Here is a 14,524-nt window from a genome sequence, read left to right as displayed (position 1 = left end):
TCATCCAAATCTGTGTTGACGCTCACCAACCGAGCCCGGGTTGCGGGCTCAAAATCTTGCCTGTGCCCCAGTGTCGCGCCGGTCTATGTGCCAGCGCTCTTGCCGAGGACTTGCCCGCAACAGGGAGTGCTGTGGGCCGTCGAAAACACTCTGCCGATTCAGATGACGCGTCAACGCCAGAAATCACAAGTTCTAGTGGTGGGGGTGGTCATCACGACAACCACTAGTAGGCCTAATATGTGAATTGTGGGGACAAACTGCAAGGAAAACCGAGCCTTGCCGGACAAGTTTTACCCCGCTTCAGGCAGCGGTTGAACCGGGCTTATGCGAGCCGAGAAACTGCCGCTAAGGCCGCGAGAATCCTTGATGATCGTCGATTGCCGATGCGCATTAATCGAGCGTTCACCATGCGCCAAATTGCCAGAATCGGTTGCACCAAAAGGTGTCAAGCGCAGAAATTTTGGCCCGATTGTGGCCCCCTGTGGATTTGACAGCCGGGCACCAGGCCTAGTCGATGGCACGCATGCCGCGGCGGTGGCCAGACCATACCCAGAGCGCGACGGGCACCATGGCAAGGCCCGCCCAGCCATAGGCGGGGAGGATGCCGAGCCGATCGGCGAGAAAGCCGAACAGCAGGGTCGCGCCAATGCCGACGATGTTTTCCGCCATGATCAGCGCCGAGGTGGTGGTGGCACGGCTGGTTCCGTCCATGACGCGGTGGAAGCGGGCCTCGGCGAGCACCGCAACCGGGGCAATGGCGACATAGGCCAGCTCGAGCGCCAGCACATACCAGGGGCTGTTGCCCAGCGCCGCGACGACCAACAGCGCGCCACCGAGCAAGGGCAGGGCCCAGGCCAGCCAGCGCCGGCCGGCCAGGCGATGCGCCGCGACGCTGGCATAGGCATAGACAAGCTCGACGCCACCGGCCAGCACGCCCCAGAGCCAGATCGGCACAGCCACCGCAAGGTAATAGAGCTGGTCGAATTCCTCGAGCAGTTCGAAAGCAATCAGCCCGACAGACATATAGACGGTGACGAAGCGCAGATCGGCGTGGCGGCGGAACTCGCCGATCGCGTCCGCGAAATGGGAGAGATAGGTAATCGGCGTGTCGCCGGCTTCCGTCACCCGGGCCTGCCGGACATCGCGCAGCCCAAGGGCGAGGGCGGCGCCCAGCAGCAGCGGCGGGATGGACAGCCATATGGCCCAGTCCATGTCATACTGGGCGACCAACCCGCCAAGCAATGCGCCCGCGCCGATGCCCAGTCCCTCGGCGGCATTGTCGCGCCCCAGCACCTTGTCGAACTCGTCGCCGCGTCCGGCGGCCCCCAGGCGCTCATAAAGCAGGGCCTCGCGGGTGCCCGACTGCATCGCCTGGCCGGCGCTCCAGAACAGGAAACCCAGGCCATAGAGCCAGAACTTCCCCTGCGCCAAGCCCCAGCAGACGAAGGTCAGCGCCTTGAGCAACGGCGCCACCACCAGCAGGGTCCTGCGGTCGAAATGGTCGGAGAGGGCGCCGCTGGGCATTTCGAGGACAATGGCTGAAGCAGACCAGAAGGCCAGCAGCATACCGATCTCGGCGACCGAAATGCCCTCCAGCGCAAACAGGGCCGTGTAAACGGCATAGGCCAGCATGAAGTCGAACAGAAACACGTAGGCGTAGTAGGCGGCCAGGAAACGCCGCAGGCTGCCCATCAGAACAGCTCGTCAAGCGTGCAGTAGTAGCGGTAGCGCTCCTCGTCCCACTCGGCGCCATAGGCGTCGAGGAAGGGCGCCACATGCTCCCGGCCGCAATTGTAGATAAGGCTGCGACAGGCGATGGCCAAGTCCTGCCAGCGGTCGGCAACCCCCAGGCGGCCGCAATCGACGACACCGGCAAAGGCGTCATCCTGCGCCATGACATTGGGCAGGCTGGCATCGCCGTGTGCGACAACGAGATCCTCGCCGGCCGGCCGGTGGGCGTGCAGCCAGTCGAGCACCTGGTGGCCTGTCCAGCCCAGGCGCGACTCGTCGAAATCGGTTTCATCGACGCGTCCGGCAAAAAGATTGGCAGCGCCCGAGGCCAGCTTGGCATCAAGCCGCCGATCAAAGGGGCAGCTGGATGGATCGAGTGCGTGCAACGCCCGCAAACCCGTAGCCAGCACGTTACGCAATTGCTCTGGCCGCTCGACCAGGTGAGTCAGGTCGGTGCCGGGCAGGGCGGTCATCAGCAGCCAGTTGTATCCGCTCTCGGCAAAACTGGCGCGCAACCGGGGTCCCGCCACAGTGGTCGTGGCCAGCCAACGGAGACGCTCCGCCTCTCCTGGCAGTTCGCTCAGCGGATCGACCGCATCGGCCTTGAGGAAAAGCGCCTCGCTATCCTCCTTGCCGGCAAACCGCCAGACGAGCGCGCCGGAACGACCCAGGGTGATCTCCTGCCGATCTTCACCCAGCAGCGACGCCAACCGTGCGGGCAGGGCAGGGCCAGCGGTGAAAGAAGTGGACATCCGGCGATTCCTGTTTCAGAACGATAGGTGAATAACCCCGGCCAAGCCCGTGGTCAATGTGTTTCAGAATGATCGGTCTGTTATAGATGGCGCGACCCAGGAGCTATGATCGCGGCGATGTGCTGGACAAGGCGATGTCGCTGTTCTGGCGGCTAGGCTATGAGGGTGCCCATCTTGCAGCGCTGGTGGAGCACACAGGGCTCAACCGCTTCAGCCTCTACAAGGAATTCGGCGGCAAGGCCGGGCTCTACGAAGCCGCGTTGGAGCGGTTCTTGGGCTACCTGCTGGCCCAGTACCGCGATATCCTCACCCGCCAGCCGCTCGGGCTGGACAATATCGAAGCGGTGCTGCGCGCCCTCCAATATGGCAGCGAGTACTACGGCTGCTTCATGATCAACACCCTGACCCAGCGCGACACTGTTCCAGACGCTGCATACGGCAAGGCGCTCGCCGCCAGCGAGGAAATCGAAGCGCTCTATGCCGGGAACCTGGCCAACGCACTGGCAAGGGGCGAGATCGCGGCCGGCAGCAATGTGTCGGGCCTGGGCAAGATGCTGCAGACGCTGGACCAGGGCCTCCATATTCAGGGCCTGGCGGGCGCGACCGACGCCCAGAAGGATCGGGTGATCTCGGCCATCATGGCGGGGCTGCGGACTAAGACCTGACGTTGCCAGCCCTCATCCGTATCGGTCGAAGGAAGTAACCTGCGATCGTGATGGATCGGAAATGTCCTTCATCGATTGGGACTGCCCACCCTATCGAGGAGATTGCAATGTTAATTCGTGCCCTCATGCTGACGACCGCGCTTATGATCGCGGCTCCAGTCTTTGCCCAGGATAATGGCTCCGCAACTGCCGCACCGGCCGCGGCTGCCTCAACCACCGATCCCGCCCAGTTTGCCACCATGGCTTCGGTCAGCAACCTGTTTGAGCTCGAGACCAGCACAATGGCCAAGGAGCGGGCGACCAGCGAAGAGGTCAAGGCCTTTGCCGACCAGATGATTGCCGATCACACAAAGGCGGCGCAGGAAATGACCGCTGCGGCTGAGGAAGAGGGCGCCGCGCCAGCGACCGCGCTGGATGACCGTCACCAGCAGATCGTGGATGAACTGGAGGGTCTCGAGGGCGAAGCGTTCGATGCAGCCTATATCCAGGCGCAGGCCCAGGCGCATGACGAGGCCGTGGCCTTGTTCGAGGGCTATTCGACCGACGGTGCCGAGGGGCCGCTGAAGGCGTTTGCCACCAAGACCCTGCCGACGCTCAAGCAGCACCAGGAACATGTGCACGCGCTTGCCGGCCACTAACAGGATGAAGCCAGGGGGCCAGCGCCCCCTGCGCTTTGCTTGTTCATGAGGGCCGTCCATGGCGCCAGTGTTGACCTGTAGCAGCCGTTGAAGACCAAGCCGTCCTGGGACATAAGTCGAGTAGCAGGGCCGTCGCTGGCGTGCCTGTCCGACCCGCCCCATCAGGCCCCATGGCTGCACCACTTGCCAAGTTGCTGAAATCCCTCCACGGCCGCGGAATGCGCGGAACCATCGAAACCGCGATCTGGAAGCTCCGGCTGGCCTTCAAGGCGAACAGGTCGGTCGCTACCTACCGTATGACGAAGGACAAGTTTCTGCCCGCCCCGGTAGGGGCGCTTCTTGAATGTGTGCAGTCTGACCAACCGAGCGAGAGTACCTATGGTTACGCCTCGACGCTGGCTTTGTGCTGCGCAGAGTGATATTTAGTCAATCAAGGCAAGGTCTTGGAGCGAGCACACAGTGTTTTTGTCCGTGCAGTATCTGCGTGGTGTCGCCGCCCTCTCGATTGTCGTCTACCATCTTCATTTGCAAGTTGACCGGCTGGGTTATGAAGGCTGGTGGCCTAGCTTTCTTGCGGCCGGCGTGGATCTGTTTTTTGCCATCAGTGGCTTCGTGATGTGGAAGGCGTCTGGAACGAAGCCTGGGACCCCCGCCGACTTCTACACCCGCCGAATTATCCGCATCGTCCCGATGTACTGGCTCTTCACCAGCGTAATTGTGGCAATTGCTCTGGCTATTCCGTCCGTGTTGCAAAGTACAAAGTTTGATGTGGGCCATGTGGTCGCGTCATACTTGTTCCTTCCGTATACTAGCCCTGCCGATGGCACCATTACACCGCTGTTGAATCCGGGCTGGACGCTGAATTTCGAAATGTTCTTCTACGTCCTGTTTGGCGCAACGCTGGTACTCCCTATCAGCCGCAGGCTTGCTGCAATCTCGCTGGCGATATTGGGCTTGGTGGTACTGGGTGTTTTACTGAACCCCAGTATGCCGATCTTGAAAGTGTGGACGTCATCGATGCTGGTCGAATTCTTGTTTGGCATCGGGATCGCAGTGGCCTCGGATCATATCCGCGTATCACGGACGGTCTGTGCGGCAGTCTTGGGCCTAGGTATGGCTCTGTTGCTGTGGCGTCTCCCGCTGCCGCTGGACGGCACCATCATCAGTCCTTGGCGTTTCGTTGTGCTAGGTGTCCCCGCAGCGCTGATCCTGCTGGGTGCGGTGCTTTGGGAGGCGAATGGTGGCGTTCCTCGACTGGGCTTTGTCCAACTCATGGGAGACGCTTCTTACTCGCTCTATTTGTCCCATAGCCTTGCACTCTCAGCGATTGCACAGGTGTGGCGAAAATTGCCGCTGACTGGCGCCTTGCAGTGGACAACCCTGTCGGTTGCTGGCTTAACCGCTAGCGCTGCGGTGGGGCTCTTGGTCTACTGGTGGGTGGAAAAACCTCTGACCGAATACCTGAACCACAAACGCCGCAGCAGCCGCGCGCGCGTTCCCGCATAGTGCCACGCTTCCTGCGAGCGCTTTTGCAACGAAGCGAGGGCGCGGGTATAAGTCGCCCCCGGTTCTAGCGATGTGCCGTGAGTAGTGAAGCACATTGGGACCGAAAACACGAGGACCCATGGCTAGTCGTATTGCCAAGTTGCTTGGCTCGTTGCACCGCCGGGGGGTGACGGGAACTGCCAACGCACTAGCCTGGAGAGTTCGCCTAGCCTTAAAGGCGAACCGGTCGGTGACGGCCTATCGATTGACACGGGATGCCTTCCTGCCGGCACCAGCAACGCGAGGAGGCTGGCGGGTTGAAGCTGCTCCGGAACGGTCTGCTGCAAGTGACAGGTCATCACCGCGTACGTGTTACTTGCTGCTCATTGATGGTGAAGTGGCTGGGCGGGGATTTTCCGAGATTCCAGAAGACGGTCGCTGGCATATTGGCGAGACGGGGACGACGGAGAGCATTCCCACAGGCTCCATGCTCCTGACCGGGTTCACCACAAATCGGGAGTTCAGGCGGCGGGGCGTTTATGTCGCTCTCATGTCCCATATCCTGGCCGAGTTCTTTTCCCAGGGCGGGTCGGAAGCCTTTATTGGCTCTTTGACCCTCAACACAGCATCGCGGCGCGCCATCGAAAAATTGGGCTTCAGCGCGTTTGGCGTTCATCGTGCGGTGTAGCCCTATACCGCCCGGACAGGAACCTTGAACGTTACAGGACGTTCAACGCTGGCCTGAATTCGCTGATGCCGAAGGAATGGAGGTGCGGGATGAAGCCAATCACCATAGTTATCGCCGAGGGCTATTCGGACTGGGAGATTGCGCCCCTGGCCGGCGTGGGCCGGGCCTTCTACGGCGCCGATATCCGCTTTGCGTCACCGCACGGCGGGTCAGTCACCTCGGTCGCGGGCCTGACCATGGCCGACACCGACCGGTTTGAACCGCCGAACGACGGCGTGGTCGTGGTTTGCGGTGGCCCAGCTTTCGAAGGTGACAACCCGCCCGACTTGAGCGAGCGCCTGCGCCAGGCCAAGGCGGCAGGCTGCGTGATCGCCGGCATCTGTGGCGGAACGGTTGCCTTGGCGCGTGCCGGACTTCTGGACCAGGTGCGTCATACCTCCAACGGGCCGGGCTACCTCGACCAGTTCGCCAGCGCTTACAAGGGCGCCGGGCATTATGTGGATCAACCCATGGCCCTGCGGGATGGCTATATCATCACCGCCGCCGCACCGATGCCGGCCAGCTTTGCCATGGAGGTACTGGCGGCGGCTGGACTCGACCGGGCCAAGGCGGGCGAAATACCGGCCATGCTCAGCGGGGAACACCAGGCGGCGTGAGGCGCGGTCGATTTCCGATCACACCATCCCGCAAGGGCTAGGCTGGCACCCTGCACCATGATAAACCCGCCTCAACTCGCATATTCGACGGCGGAATCGACAATTGGCCAAACCCGGTATCAAGAGCTTCCTCACTGAAATCTTCTCCTGGTGGAGCGGCAATACGTGGGGCACACGGCTGTGGATCCGGCGTTTCGGCACCTATGTCGGCAGCGATGAATTCGGCAACCGGTATTACCAGGATCGCAAGGCCGACCGGCGCTATGTGACCTATGCCGGCCTGGCCGACGCCTCGGCCATTCCGCCCGGCTGGTATGGCTGGATGCACTATCGCACCGATGTCGTGCCATCCAAGAGCAACTACGTCCCCCGCGCCTGGGAAAAGCCGCACCACCCCAACCTGACGGGCACTGCCGCGGCCTACCGTCCCGATGGCAGCCTGCTCAACAAAGGCGAGCGCCCGCGCGTCACCGGCGACTACGACGCCTGGTCGCCTGAATAAGGACAGCGGCGCCTTGCGCCTGAGCCGGTCATCCGTCCCGAAAGTCTTCAAGATGCTGGCTCCACTGCTGGGGCTGGCCATGTTTGCGCTGCCTGCCACCGCGCAGCCGATTGCCAATCCGGTTGCGACCTTTGCCGGCCTCGACAAGATCACCGGCCGCATTACCCGCTTCGACGTCTATATCGACGAGACGGTGCTCTTTGGGGCGCTCGAGATCACCCCGCGCGCCTGCTACAACCGCCCGCCGACCGAAACACAGCGCGTCTCTGCCTTCCTCGAGGTCGACCAGCGCAGCCTGACCGGGGTGTCCAAGCGGATCTTCACCGGCTGGATGTTTGCCGACAGCCCGGCGCTCAATGCGGTGGACCACGCCATCTACGACGTGTGGCTGATCGAGTGCAAAACCAGCACCGACGTGCCGCCGCCCGACCAGCGGTAATTTTCGACATTGATGTCGGTGGCAACAAGCGAGCGGCGTCCTTGACCTCGGGGCGCCGCGGCACGAGGCTGCGGGCAGATCAGAGGAAAATCCATGTTGCTTGAGAACAAGACCGCCATCGTTTATGGCGGCAGTGGCGCGGTCGGTGGCGCGGTGGCCAGGGCCTATGCCCGGGAGGGTGCCCATGTGGTGCTGGCGGCGCGCAATCGGACGCCGCTGGAGGCGGTGGCGGGGGATATTCGTGCAGCCGGCGGCAAGGCGGAGGTGACGCTGGTGGATGCGCGCGACCCGGCCTCCATCGAAGCCCATCTCAATGATGTCTCGGCGCGGCTGGGGCCGGTCAAGGTAATGTTCAACAGCGTGGTCTGGGACGACGTGCAGGGCATGCACATGTCGGAGATGGGCTATGACGCGGTGATGATGCCGGTCATCGGAGGCATGCGCACCTGGTTCCATACCGGCACCATCGTCGCGCGGCACATGGCCGAGCATGGCGGGGGCGTGATCGTGGGCATCACGGCCAATGTCGGGCGCGTGACGATGGCCAATGTCGGCGGCTTCGGCATTGCCTGCGCGGCAGTGGAAAATTTCCTGCGCCAACTGGGCCAGGAAGTGGGCAAGCAGGGTGTTCGCGTCTGCTGGGTGCGCTCGCCAGGGTCGCCGGACGCGCCGGGCGTGCGCGACGCCTGGCAGCAGCATGCCGACGCCACGGGGAAGACGTTCGAGGAACTGTCGGCGGAGTGGGGCAGTGGTGTGCCCCTGGGCCGGGTGACGGCGCTGGCGCAGGTGGCCGACGCGGCCACGCTGCTATCGAGCGACCTAGCCGCCGGCATGACGGCGACCTTTGCCAATGCGACGGGCGGTGCGCTGATCGACTAGCAAGTGCGATCAAGCGGGGCAGGGTGGCTCGGCTAGGCTGGGGCCATCATAAGAGGAGAGCAACGATGCTGACCGAACCAACCATCGTCGAAAAGCCACCCCAGCCCTTCGCTGCCATCGCGCTCAAGCTGCGCCAGCCGGAGATTTCCGAAAAGGCGCCGCCGTTGATCGATGACGTGATCAAGTGGGTTGAGAGCAAGGGCGGCGAACTGACGGGACCGCCATTCTTCAACTATGTCGGCTTCCATCCCGGCGGCACGATGGAGATGCATGTGGGCATGCCCACCGCGACGGTACTGCCGGCCGATGGCCGCTTCGTCACCGGCAGTATTCCGGGCGGCCGATATGCGTCGATTACCGCGACGGTGCCCTATCACGAGCTGCATGATGCCAACATGAAGCTCGACGACTGGACCCGCAAGCAGGGCCACGACTTTGCCGGTCGGGTCGAGGGCGACAGCTTCGTGGATGCCACGCGGCTCGAAATCTACCACAAGGATCCGGGGGAGGACCCGTCGGGCCACCCCGTCACCGAGATCGCCTTCCGCATCAAATAGCGGGGCGTTTGTCCCAAGCCGACCAATCGCCTTCGATGAGGAGCGCTTCGGCGAGGCGCTCCTCATAGTGCTCGCGCGGGATTTCGATACCGCCCAGCGACGCCAGGTGGTCGGTGACGAACTGGGTGTCGAGCAGCACGAAGCCGCCGGCATTGAGCCGCTCGACCAGGTGCGCCATGGCCATCTTGCTGGCATTGGTGCGCCGGTGGAACATCGACTCGCCGAAGAATGCGCCGCCGATGGCCAGGCCATAGAGCCCGCCGACGAGATCGGGACCATCCCAGACTTCGACGGTGTGGGCCACGCCGCGACGGAACAGCTCGCCATAGACCGAGCGGATGGTGCGGTTGATCCAGGTCGTATCGCGATCCTGCCCCACGGTCGCACAGCCCTCGATGATGGCATCGAAGTCGGTATCGACCTTTACCACGAAGCCCGATTTGCGGATGGCCTTGCGCAGGCTGGTCGAGAGATGAAAGCCATCCAGCGGGATGATGCCGCGCATTTCCGGGCTCACCCAGAACAGGTCCTCGTCCTCGGCATCCTCCGACATCGGGAAGATGCCCGCGCGATAGGCCCGGATGATCAGCTCGGGCGTGATCTCGATGTCGAAGGGGTCTTGCCGGCGGGCCATGCGGGTTCCTTCTTCACCTCTCCCTTTGGGGGAGAGGTCGGCGCGCAGCGCCGGGTGAGGGGGCCTTCAACAGGCACCGCACCCAGTAAAGGCCCCCTCACCCGACCCTTCGGGTCGACCTCTCCCCCAAAAGGGAGAGGTGAAGAGCGCCCTAAACCTTGTTCGCGGCCAGGTACTTTTCCAGCCAGTGGATGTCGTAATTGCCGGCCAGGATGTCGGGTTCGCGGATCAGGCGCTGGAACAGCGGCAACGTGGTCTTGATGCCGTCCACGACGAACTCGTCGATGGCGCGGCGCAGGCGTTGCAGGCATTCGTCGCGGGTACGGCCATAGACGATGAGCTTGCCGATCAGCGAGTCGTAATAGGGTGGGATCTTGTAGCCCTGATAGACCGCCGAATCGACGCGTACGCCGACGCCGCCGGCCGGGTGGTAGAAGGTGATGGTGCCGGGCGAGGGCGCGAAGGTCTGCGGATCCTCGGCATTGATGCGCACTTCGATGGCATGGCCATAGAACTGCACCTTGTCCTGCGTCAGCGAGAGCTTTTCGCCCGATGCCACACGGATCTGCTCATAGACGATGTCGATTCCGGTGATGCGCTCGGTCACCGGATGCTCCACCTGCAGACGGGTGTTCATCTCGATGAAGTAGAAGCTGCCATTCTCGTACAGGAACTCGATGGTGCCGGCGCCGGAATATTTGAGCTTGCGCATGGCGGAAGCGCAGATCTCGCCAATCTTGTCGCGCTCTTCGGGAGCGATCGTTGGGCCACCGGCTTCTTCCCAAACCTTCTGGTGGCGGCGCTGCAGAGAGCAGTCGCGGACACCCAGATGCACGGCATTGCCCTGGCCGTCGCCCAGCACCTGCACCTCGATATGGCGCGGCTTGCCGAGATATTTTTCCATATAGACGGAATCGTTGCCAAAGGCGGCCTTGGCTTCCGAGCGGGCAGTCGACCAGGCGACAAGCACATCGGCTTCGCTCTGCGCCACCTTCATGCCGCGGCCACCGCCACCGGCGGTTGCCTTGATCAGGACGGGGTAGCCGATCTCGGCTGCAGTTTTCTTGGCGTCGGCTTCGGTTTCGACCGCGCCGGCGGAGCCCGGAACGACCGGAATGCCGAGTTCGACGGCTGTCTTCTTGGCCGTGATCTTGTCGCCCATGATTTCGATATGGTGCGACGAGGGACCGATGAAGGTGACCTTGTGCTCGGTCAGGATCTTGGCGAAGCGGGCGTTCTCCGAGAGGAAACCGTAACCGGGATGGACCGCGTCGGCGCCGGTGATCTCGCAGGCGGCCATGATCGAGGGGATGTTGAGGTAGCTGTCCTTGGCCGACGGCGGACCGATGCACACGCTTTCGTCGGCCAGGCGGACATGCATGGCATTGGCGTCGGCGGTGGAATGGACCGCCACGGTCTGGATGCCGAGTTCCTTGCAGGCGCGCAGGATGCGCAAGGCGATTTCGCCACGGTTGGCGATGAGGACCTTCTGAAACATGGGGCCCCCCTTACTCGATGACGACGAGCGGCTCGCCGTATTCCACCGGCTGGGCATCCTGAACGAGGATGCGCGTGACGGTGCCCGAGCGGTGCGCCGGGATCTGGTTCATCGTCTTCATCGCTTCTATAATGAGCAGGGTCTGGCCTTCGCTGACCTTGGTCCCGACATCGACGAAGGTCGGCTTGCCCGGTTCGGGCGAACGATAGGCCGTGCCGACCATGGGCGAGGTGAGGGTCCCCGGATTGGAAGACAGGTCCTCGTTGGCGGCAGGCGCTGCGGCAGCGGCCACAGAGCCAGCGGGCGCCATCGGCGCCGCGGGGGCCTGCGGCGGCGCGAAAAATTGCGGCGCGGGGGCAGCGTAGGCGACGCCCTCATTAGCGTAGGAGCGGGTGACGCGGACCCGGAAGTCCTCCTGCTCGATCTCGATCTCGGCGAGATTTTCCTTGTTGAGCAGCTCGGCAATGGCCCGGATCAGGTCCTGATCCACTTGTGATGACTTGGTCATTCTTCTCGGTCTCCCGCGCTGGACGCGTTGATCGTTATTTGAGTTTTTCGGCAAGCGCCAAGAGCGCCAGTCTATACCCGGTGACGCCAAAGCCGCAAATGACACCGAACGCCACCGCCGACACATAGGAATGGTGCCTGAAGGCTTCGCGCTGGTGGATATTGCTCAGGTGCACCTCGGCAACCGGTAGCCCGACAGCCTTGAGGGCATCGTGGATTGCGACAGACGTGTGCGAATAGGCCGCCGGGTTGATGAGGATGGCATCGGCGGTCGTGCGGGCATCCTGGATCCAGGTGACCAGCTCGCCCTCGTGGTTGGACTGGCGGAAATCGACGCTGAGGCCGGCTTCCTCGCCCGTCTGCTTGCATAGCGCCTCGACATCCTTGAGCGTCGCCGCGCCATAGATATCTGGCTCGCGGGTACCGAGCAGATTGAGGTTCGGGCCGTTGAGGACGAGAACGCGCTTAGCCATGATTTTTGCCTTTTGCACCGGGTGCTCCTGCCGGCGCAAGCGCGGTTACACGAATTGCACTGAAAAGGCAAAGAAGGCGGCAAAAGTGGGGCTTCGTTGCAGCGGCCGGGCAGGGTTTTTGCTCGGATAGCCCCTCGTGGCCTACTCTATCAGGAGAGGCCAGGAGGGGTACTGCGATGTCGGAATTAACTCTCGCACTGCGTTTCGCCGCATTCGCGCATATTGGCGATGCGGGTCTTGAGTTCGTCCAGGCCGATGGCACCCGGGATGATCTCGTTGCCGATGATGTAGGTGGGCGTGCCGGTGATATTGAGCGCCTTGGCGATCTCGTAGGAGGTCTGGATAGTCTTGGCGACGTTCTCGGCGCCCATGTCGAGCTCCAGCGCAACCGGGGAAAGGCCAAGGTCCGCGGCGGCGTTGAGAGCAACCTGCTTGTCGACCTGGCTGCGGCTGGTGAACAGAGCCTCGTGGAAGCTCCAATAGTCGACGTCGGCTTCGCCCACCAGCACGGCGACCCGGGCCGCGTCGATCGACTCGTTGGAAAGGATCGGGAATTCCTTGAGAATGATGCGCAGGTTGGGATCTTCGGCCAGCAGCGCGGCCATGTCCGGAACGGCAGCGCGGCAATAGCCGCAATTGTAGTCGAAGAACTCGACCAGCGTGACGTCGCCGTCCGGATTGCCCAGTACGACCTGACCTGGATCGTTGTAGATGGCGTCCCGCATGGAGGCGATGGCCGTCGTGGCCTGCGAGCGTTCTTCGGCCTGGAGGGTGGTATCGAGGGCGACCGACATCCGCTGCAGGATCTTGGGATCGCTCATCAGGTAGGATTCGATCAGCGGGTTGAGTTCGGCCGGGTCGAGGGCCGCCACCGGTTGCGGTGCACTGCTTGCGGCCTGAACCTGTTTGGTATCATAGGCCGCGATAGCCTCGTCGATCATGGCCTGGACGGCGGCGACGTCGGTCTGCGGGGCCGGCCGGCTCAGCACCGAATAGCCAAAGGCCCCAGCCAGAATGCCCACGAGGGCGACGAGGGCAAGTGTGACGCGCGACATGGACTGGTGGCTCCCCTTGGATTAGTCGGCCAGCCTTCTAGCAGACGTGAAGCGACTTTGGCAGCAAGGAGTGAACGGCTCGACCCGGGCCGCATCAATTGTTGTTGAGGGGCGGGGCGGAAGCGGATAGGCCCCTTTCATCTCTGCCTCCGCGCAGCGGTGAAGAAGGACAGATGCCGATGACCGACCAGCCGACCGATGGCTTGATGCCGTTCCACGCGATGGAAATCCTCAAGCGAGCCAAGGCCATCGAGACTACGGGCAGGACGGTCTGTCACCTTGAGGTCGGCGAACCGGGCGCACCGCCGGCGCCGCGGGTAATAGAGGCGGTGGCGAAGGCCCTGCCGCTGGCTCAGGGCTACACCAACGCCAAGGGGCTGGACGAGCTGCGCCATGGCTTGTCGCGATATTACCAGGATCAGCATGGCGTTTCGGTCGATGCCGACTCGATCCTTTGCACCATGGGCTCATCGGCCGGCTTCATCATCGCGTTCCATGCCGCCTTCCGGCCGGGCGCCCGGATCGCCATCACCCGCCCGGGCTACCCGGCCTATGTCAACACGCTCCTGGGACTGGGCTTTTCCATCGCCGAGATTCCGCTGAGCTCCACCAATGGCTGGCGGCTGACCGGCGCCGACATCGCGGCAGCTTATGCGGCGGCGCCGTTCGACGGACTGCTGTTTGCCAGCCCGGCCAACCCGACCGGGGCGGCCGTGGATCGTGCAGGCCTGGCGGAGATCGTCGCCACCTGCAAGCGCCTGGGCATCCGGTTGATATCGGACGAAATCTATCACGGGCTCGATTATCGGGCGCCTTCCGTCAGCGCGCTGGAATTGACGCGCGACGCCGTCGTCATCAACAGCTTCTCCAAGTACTACTGCATGACCGGCTGGCGCATCGGCTGGATGTGGCTGCCCGAAGACCTGGTGCGGCGCGCCGAGATCCTGCAGCAGAACCTGTTCATCTCCGCGCCGACCCTGAGCCAGATCGCAGCCACAGTGGCCCTGGGCGAACGCGACTATGCCGAAGAACAAAAGGCGGGCTACGCCGCCAACCGGCAATTGCTCAACGATGGACTGCAGTCGCTTGGCTTCGATATCGGCAATCCGTCGGACGGGGCATTTTATGCCTATGCCGGGATTTCGGCCTTTTCCAACGACTCCCTGGCCTTCTGCGAGCGCTTGCTCGACCAGGCCGGCGTGGCAGTGACACCGGGCATCGACTTCGACCGGGCAGGGGGCAGTCGCTACGTCCGGTTCTCCTATGCCGGGCGGCGTGAAACGATCGAGATGGCCCTGGAGCGGATGGCGGCGTTTCTCCGCTAGCCCCTCGCGGGCCCCTATCTGTTTTTCCCGAGATGGTTGC

The 14,524-nt window shown here is 63.0% G+C and carries 17 protein-coding genes; 10 read left to right on the top strand and 7 right to left on the bottom strand.

The features are described 5' to 3' along the window. Positions 1 to 507: 507 nt before the first annotated feature. Both JI749_RS12315 and JI749_RS12310 read right to left on the bottom strand, forming a co-directional pair. Positions 508 to 1,692 (bottom strand): MFS transporter, encoded by a 1,185-nt coding sequence (locus JI749_RS12315; protein ID WP_201654217.1) that lies wholly within the window; start codon positions 1,690 to 1,692, stop codon positions 508 to 510. Next, the gene (locus JI749_RS12310; RefSeq protein WP_201654214.1) at positions 1,692 to 2,483 is read right to left on the bottom strand and encodes an APH(3') family aminoglycoside O-phosphotransferase; all 792 of its coding nucleotides are present in this window, start codon (positions 2,481 to 2,483) and stop codon (positions 1,692 to 1,694) included. Before JI749_RS12310 ends, JI749_RS12315 begins: the two co-directional genes overlap by 1 nt. A gap of 86 nt (positions 2,484 to 2,569) precedes the next feature. On the opposite strand from JI749_RS12310, the gene JI749_RS12305 reads away from it, so the two are divergent. The 9 genes from JI749_RS12305 (at position 2,570) to JI749_RS12265 (ending at position 8,992) form a co-directional block, all read left to right on the top strand. After that, on the top strand, positions 2,570 to 3,148 hold the full coding sequence (locus tag JI749_RS12305; RefSeq protein ID WP_201654211.1) for a TetR/AcrR family transcriptional regulator: 579 nt from the start codon (positions 2,570 to 2,572) through the stop codon (positions 3,146 to 3,148). A 107-nt stretch (positions 3,149 to 3,255) separates the two neighbouring features. Beyond that, the gene (locus JI749_RS12300) at positions 3,256 to 3,786 is read left to right on the top strand and encodes a DUF4142 domain-containing protein (protein ID WP_201654208.1); all 531 of its coding nucleotides are present in this window, start codon (positions 3,256 to 3,258) and stop codon (positions 3,784 to 3,786) included. A 459-nt stretch (positions 3,787 to 4,245) separates the two neighbouring features. Further along, a complete protein-coding gene (locus JI749_RS12295; RefSeq protein WP_201654205.1) occupies positions 4,246 to 5,292 on the top strand; it encodes an acyltransferase family protein in 1,047 nt (348 codons plus the stop codon). Positions 5,293 to 5,410: 118 nt separating this feature from the next. Continuing rightward, positions 5,411 to 5,959 (top strand): GNAT family N-acetyltransferase, encoded by a 549-nt coding sequence (locus tag JI749_RS17540; protein WP_267911643.1) that lies wholly within the window; start codon positions 5,411 to 5,413, stop codon positions 5,957 to 5,959. 89 nt (positions 5,960 to 6,048) lie between these two features. Then, positions 6,049 to 6,615 carry a DJ-1/PfpI family protein gene (locus JI749_RS12285; RefSeq protein WP_201654199.1) on the top strand — a complete coding sequence of 189 codons (567 nt, stop codon included), beginning with the start codon at positions 6,049 to 6,051 and terminating at the stop codon, positions 6,613 to 6,615. Positions 6,616 to 6,733: 118 nt separating this feature from the next. Then, on the top strand, positions 6,734 to 7,117 hold the full coding sequence (locus tag JI749_RS12280) for an NADH:ubiquinone oxidoreductase subunit NDUFA12 (protein ID WP_201662792.1): 384 nt from the start codon (positions 6,734 to 6,736) through the stop codon (positions 7,115 to 7,117). Between the two features lie 52 nt (positions 7,118 to 7,169). Continuing rightward, on the top strand, positions 7,170 to 7,556 hold the full coding sequence (locus tag JI749_RS12275; RefSeq protein WP_201654196.1) for a DUF2155 domain-containing protein: 387 nt from the start codon (positions 7,170 to 7,172) through the stop codon (positions 7,554 to 7,556). Between the two features lie 93 nt (positions 7,557 to 7,649). After that, positions 7,650 to 8,435 (top strand): SDR family NAD(P)-dependent oxidoreductase, encoded by a 786-nt coding sequence (locus JI749_RS12270; RefSeq protein WP_201654193.1) that lies wholly within the window; start codon positions 7,650 to 7,652, stop codon positions 8,433 to 8,435. Positions 8,436 to 8,500: 65 nt separating this feature from the next. After that, a complete protein-coding gene (locus tag JI749_RS12265; protein WP_201654189.1) occupies positions 8,501 to 8,992 on the top strand; it encodes a GyrI-like domain-containing protein in 492 nt (163 codons plus the stop codon). Here the strand turns inward: JI749_RS12265 and aat are convergent. From aat to JI749_RS12240, 5 genes are all read right to left on the bottom strand, one after another. After that, on the bottom strand, positions 8,985 to 9,626 hold the full coding sequence (gene aat, locus JI749_RS12260; RefSeq protein ID WP_201654186.1) for a leucyl/phenylalanyl-tRNA--protein transferase: 642 nt from the start codon (positions 9,624 to 9,626) through the stop codon (positions 8,985 to 8,987). The genes JI749_RS12265 and aat overlap by 8 nt on opposite strands. A gap of 151 nt (positions 9,627 to 9,777) precedes the next feature. Next, positions 9,778 to 11,124, bottom strand: a complete 1,347-nt coding sequence (accC, locus tag JI749_RS12255; RefSeq protein ID WP_201654183.1) for an acetyl-CoA carboxylase biotin carboxylase subunit — start codon at positions 11,122 to 11,124, stop codon at positions 9,778 to 9,780. 10 nt (positions 11,125 to 11,134) lie between these two features. Next, a complete protein-coding gene (accB, locus tag JI749_RS12250; protein ID WP_201654180.1) occupies positions 11,135 to 11,632 on the bottom strand; it encodes an acetyl-CoA carboxylase biotin carboxyl carrier protein in 498 nt (165 codons plus the stop codon). Between the two features lie 34 nt (positions 11,633 to 11,666). Further along, a complete protein-coding gene (aroQ, locus tag JI749_RS12245) occupies positions 11,667 to 12,104 on the bottom strand; it encodes a type II 3-dehydroquinate dehydratase (RefSeq protein ID WP_201654177.1) in 438 nt (145 codons plus the stop codon). Positions 12,105 to 12,289: 185 nt separating this feature from the next. Continuing rightward, positions 12,290 to 13,159: a DsbA family protein gene (locus JI749_RS12240; protein WP_201654174.1), complete on the bottom strand. Its 870-nt coding sequence runs from the start codon at positions 13,157 to 13,159 to the stop codon at positions 12,290 to 12,292. A 179-nt stretch (positions 13,160 to 13,338) separates the two neighbouring features. On the opposite strand from JI749_RS12240, the gene JI749_RS12235 reads away from it, so the two are divergent. Further along, positions 13,339 to 14,484 carry a pyridoxal phosphate-dependent aminotransferase gene (locus tag JI749_RS12235; RefSeq protein ID WP_233280743.1) on the top strand — a complete coding sequence of 382 codons (1,146 nt, stop codon included), beginning with the start codon at positions 13,339 to 13,341 and terminating at the stop codon, positions 14,482 to 14,484. Positions 14,485 to 14,524: the final 40 nt, after the last annotated feature.

Origin of the sequence: Devosia oryziradicis, from assembly GCF_016698645.1 — a bacterium.
Taxonomy (GTDB): domain Bacteria; phylum Pseudomonadota; class Alphaproteobacteria; order Rhizobiales; family Devosiaceae; genus Devosia; species Devosia oryziradicis.
The sequence above is the reverse complement of the archived record's forward strand: the minus strand, read 5'-3'. Positions and strand labels throughout refer to the sequence as shown.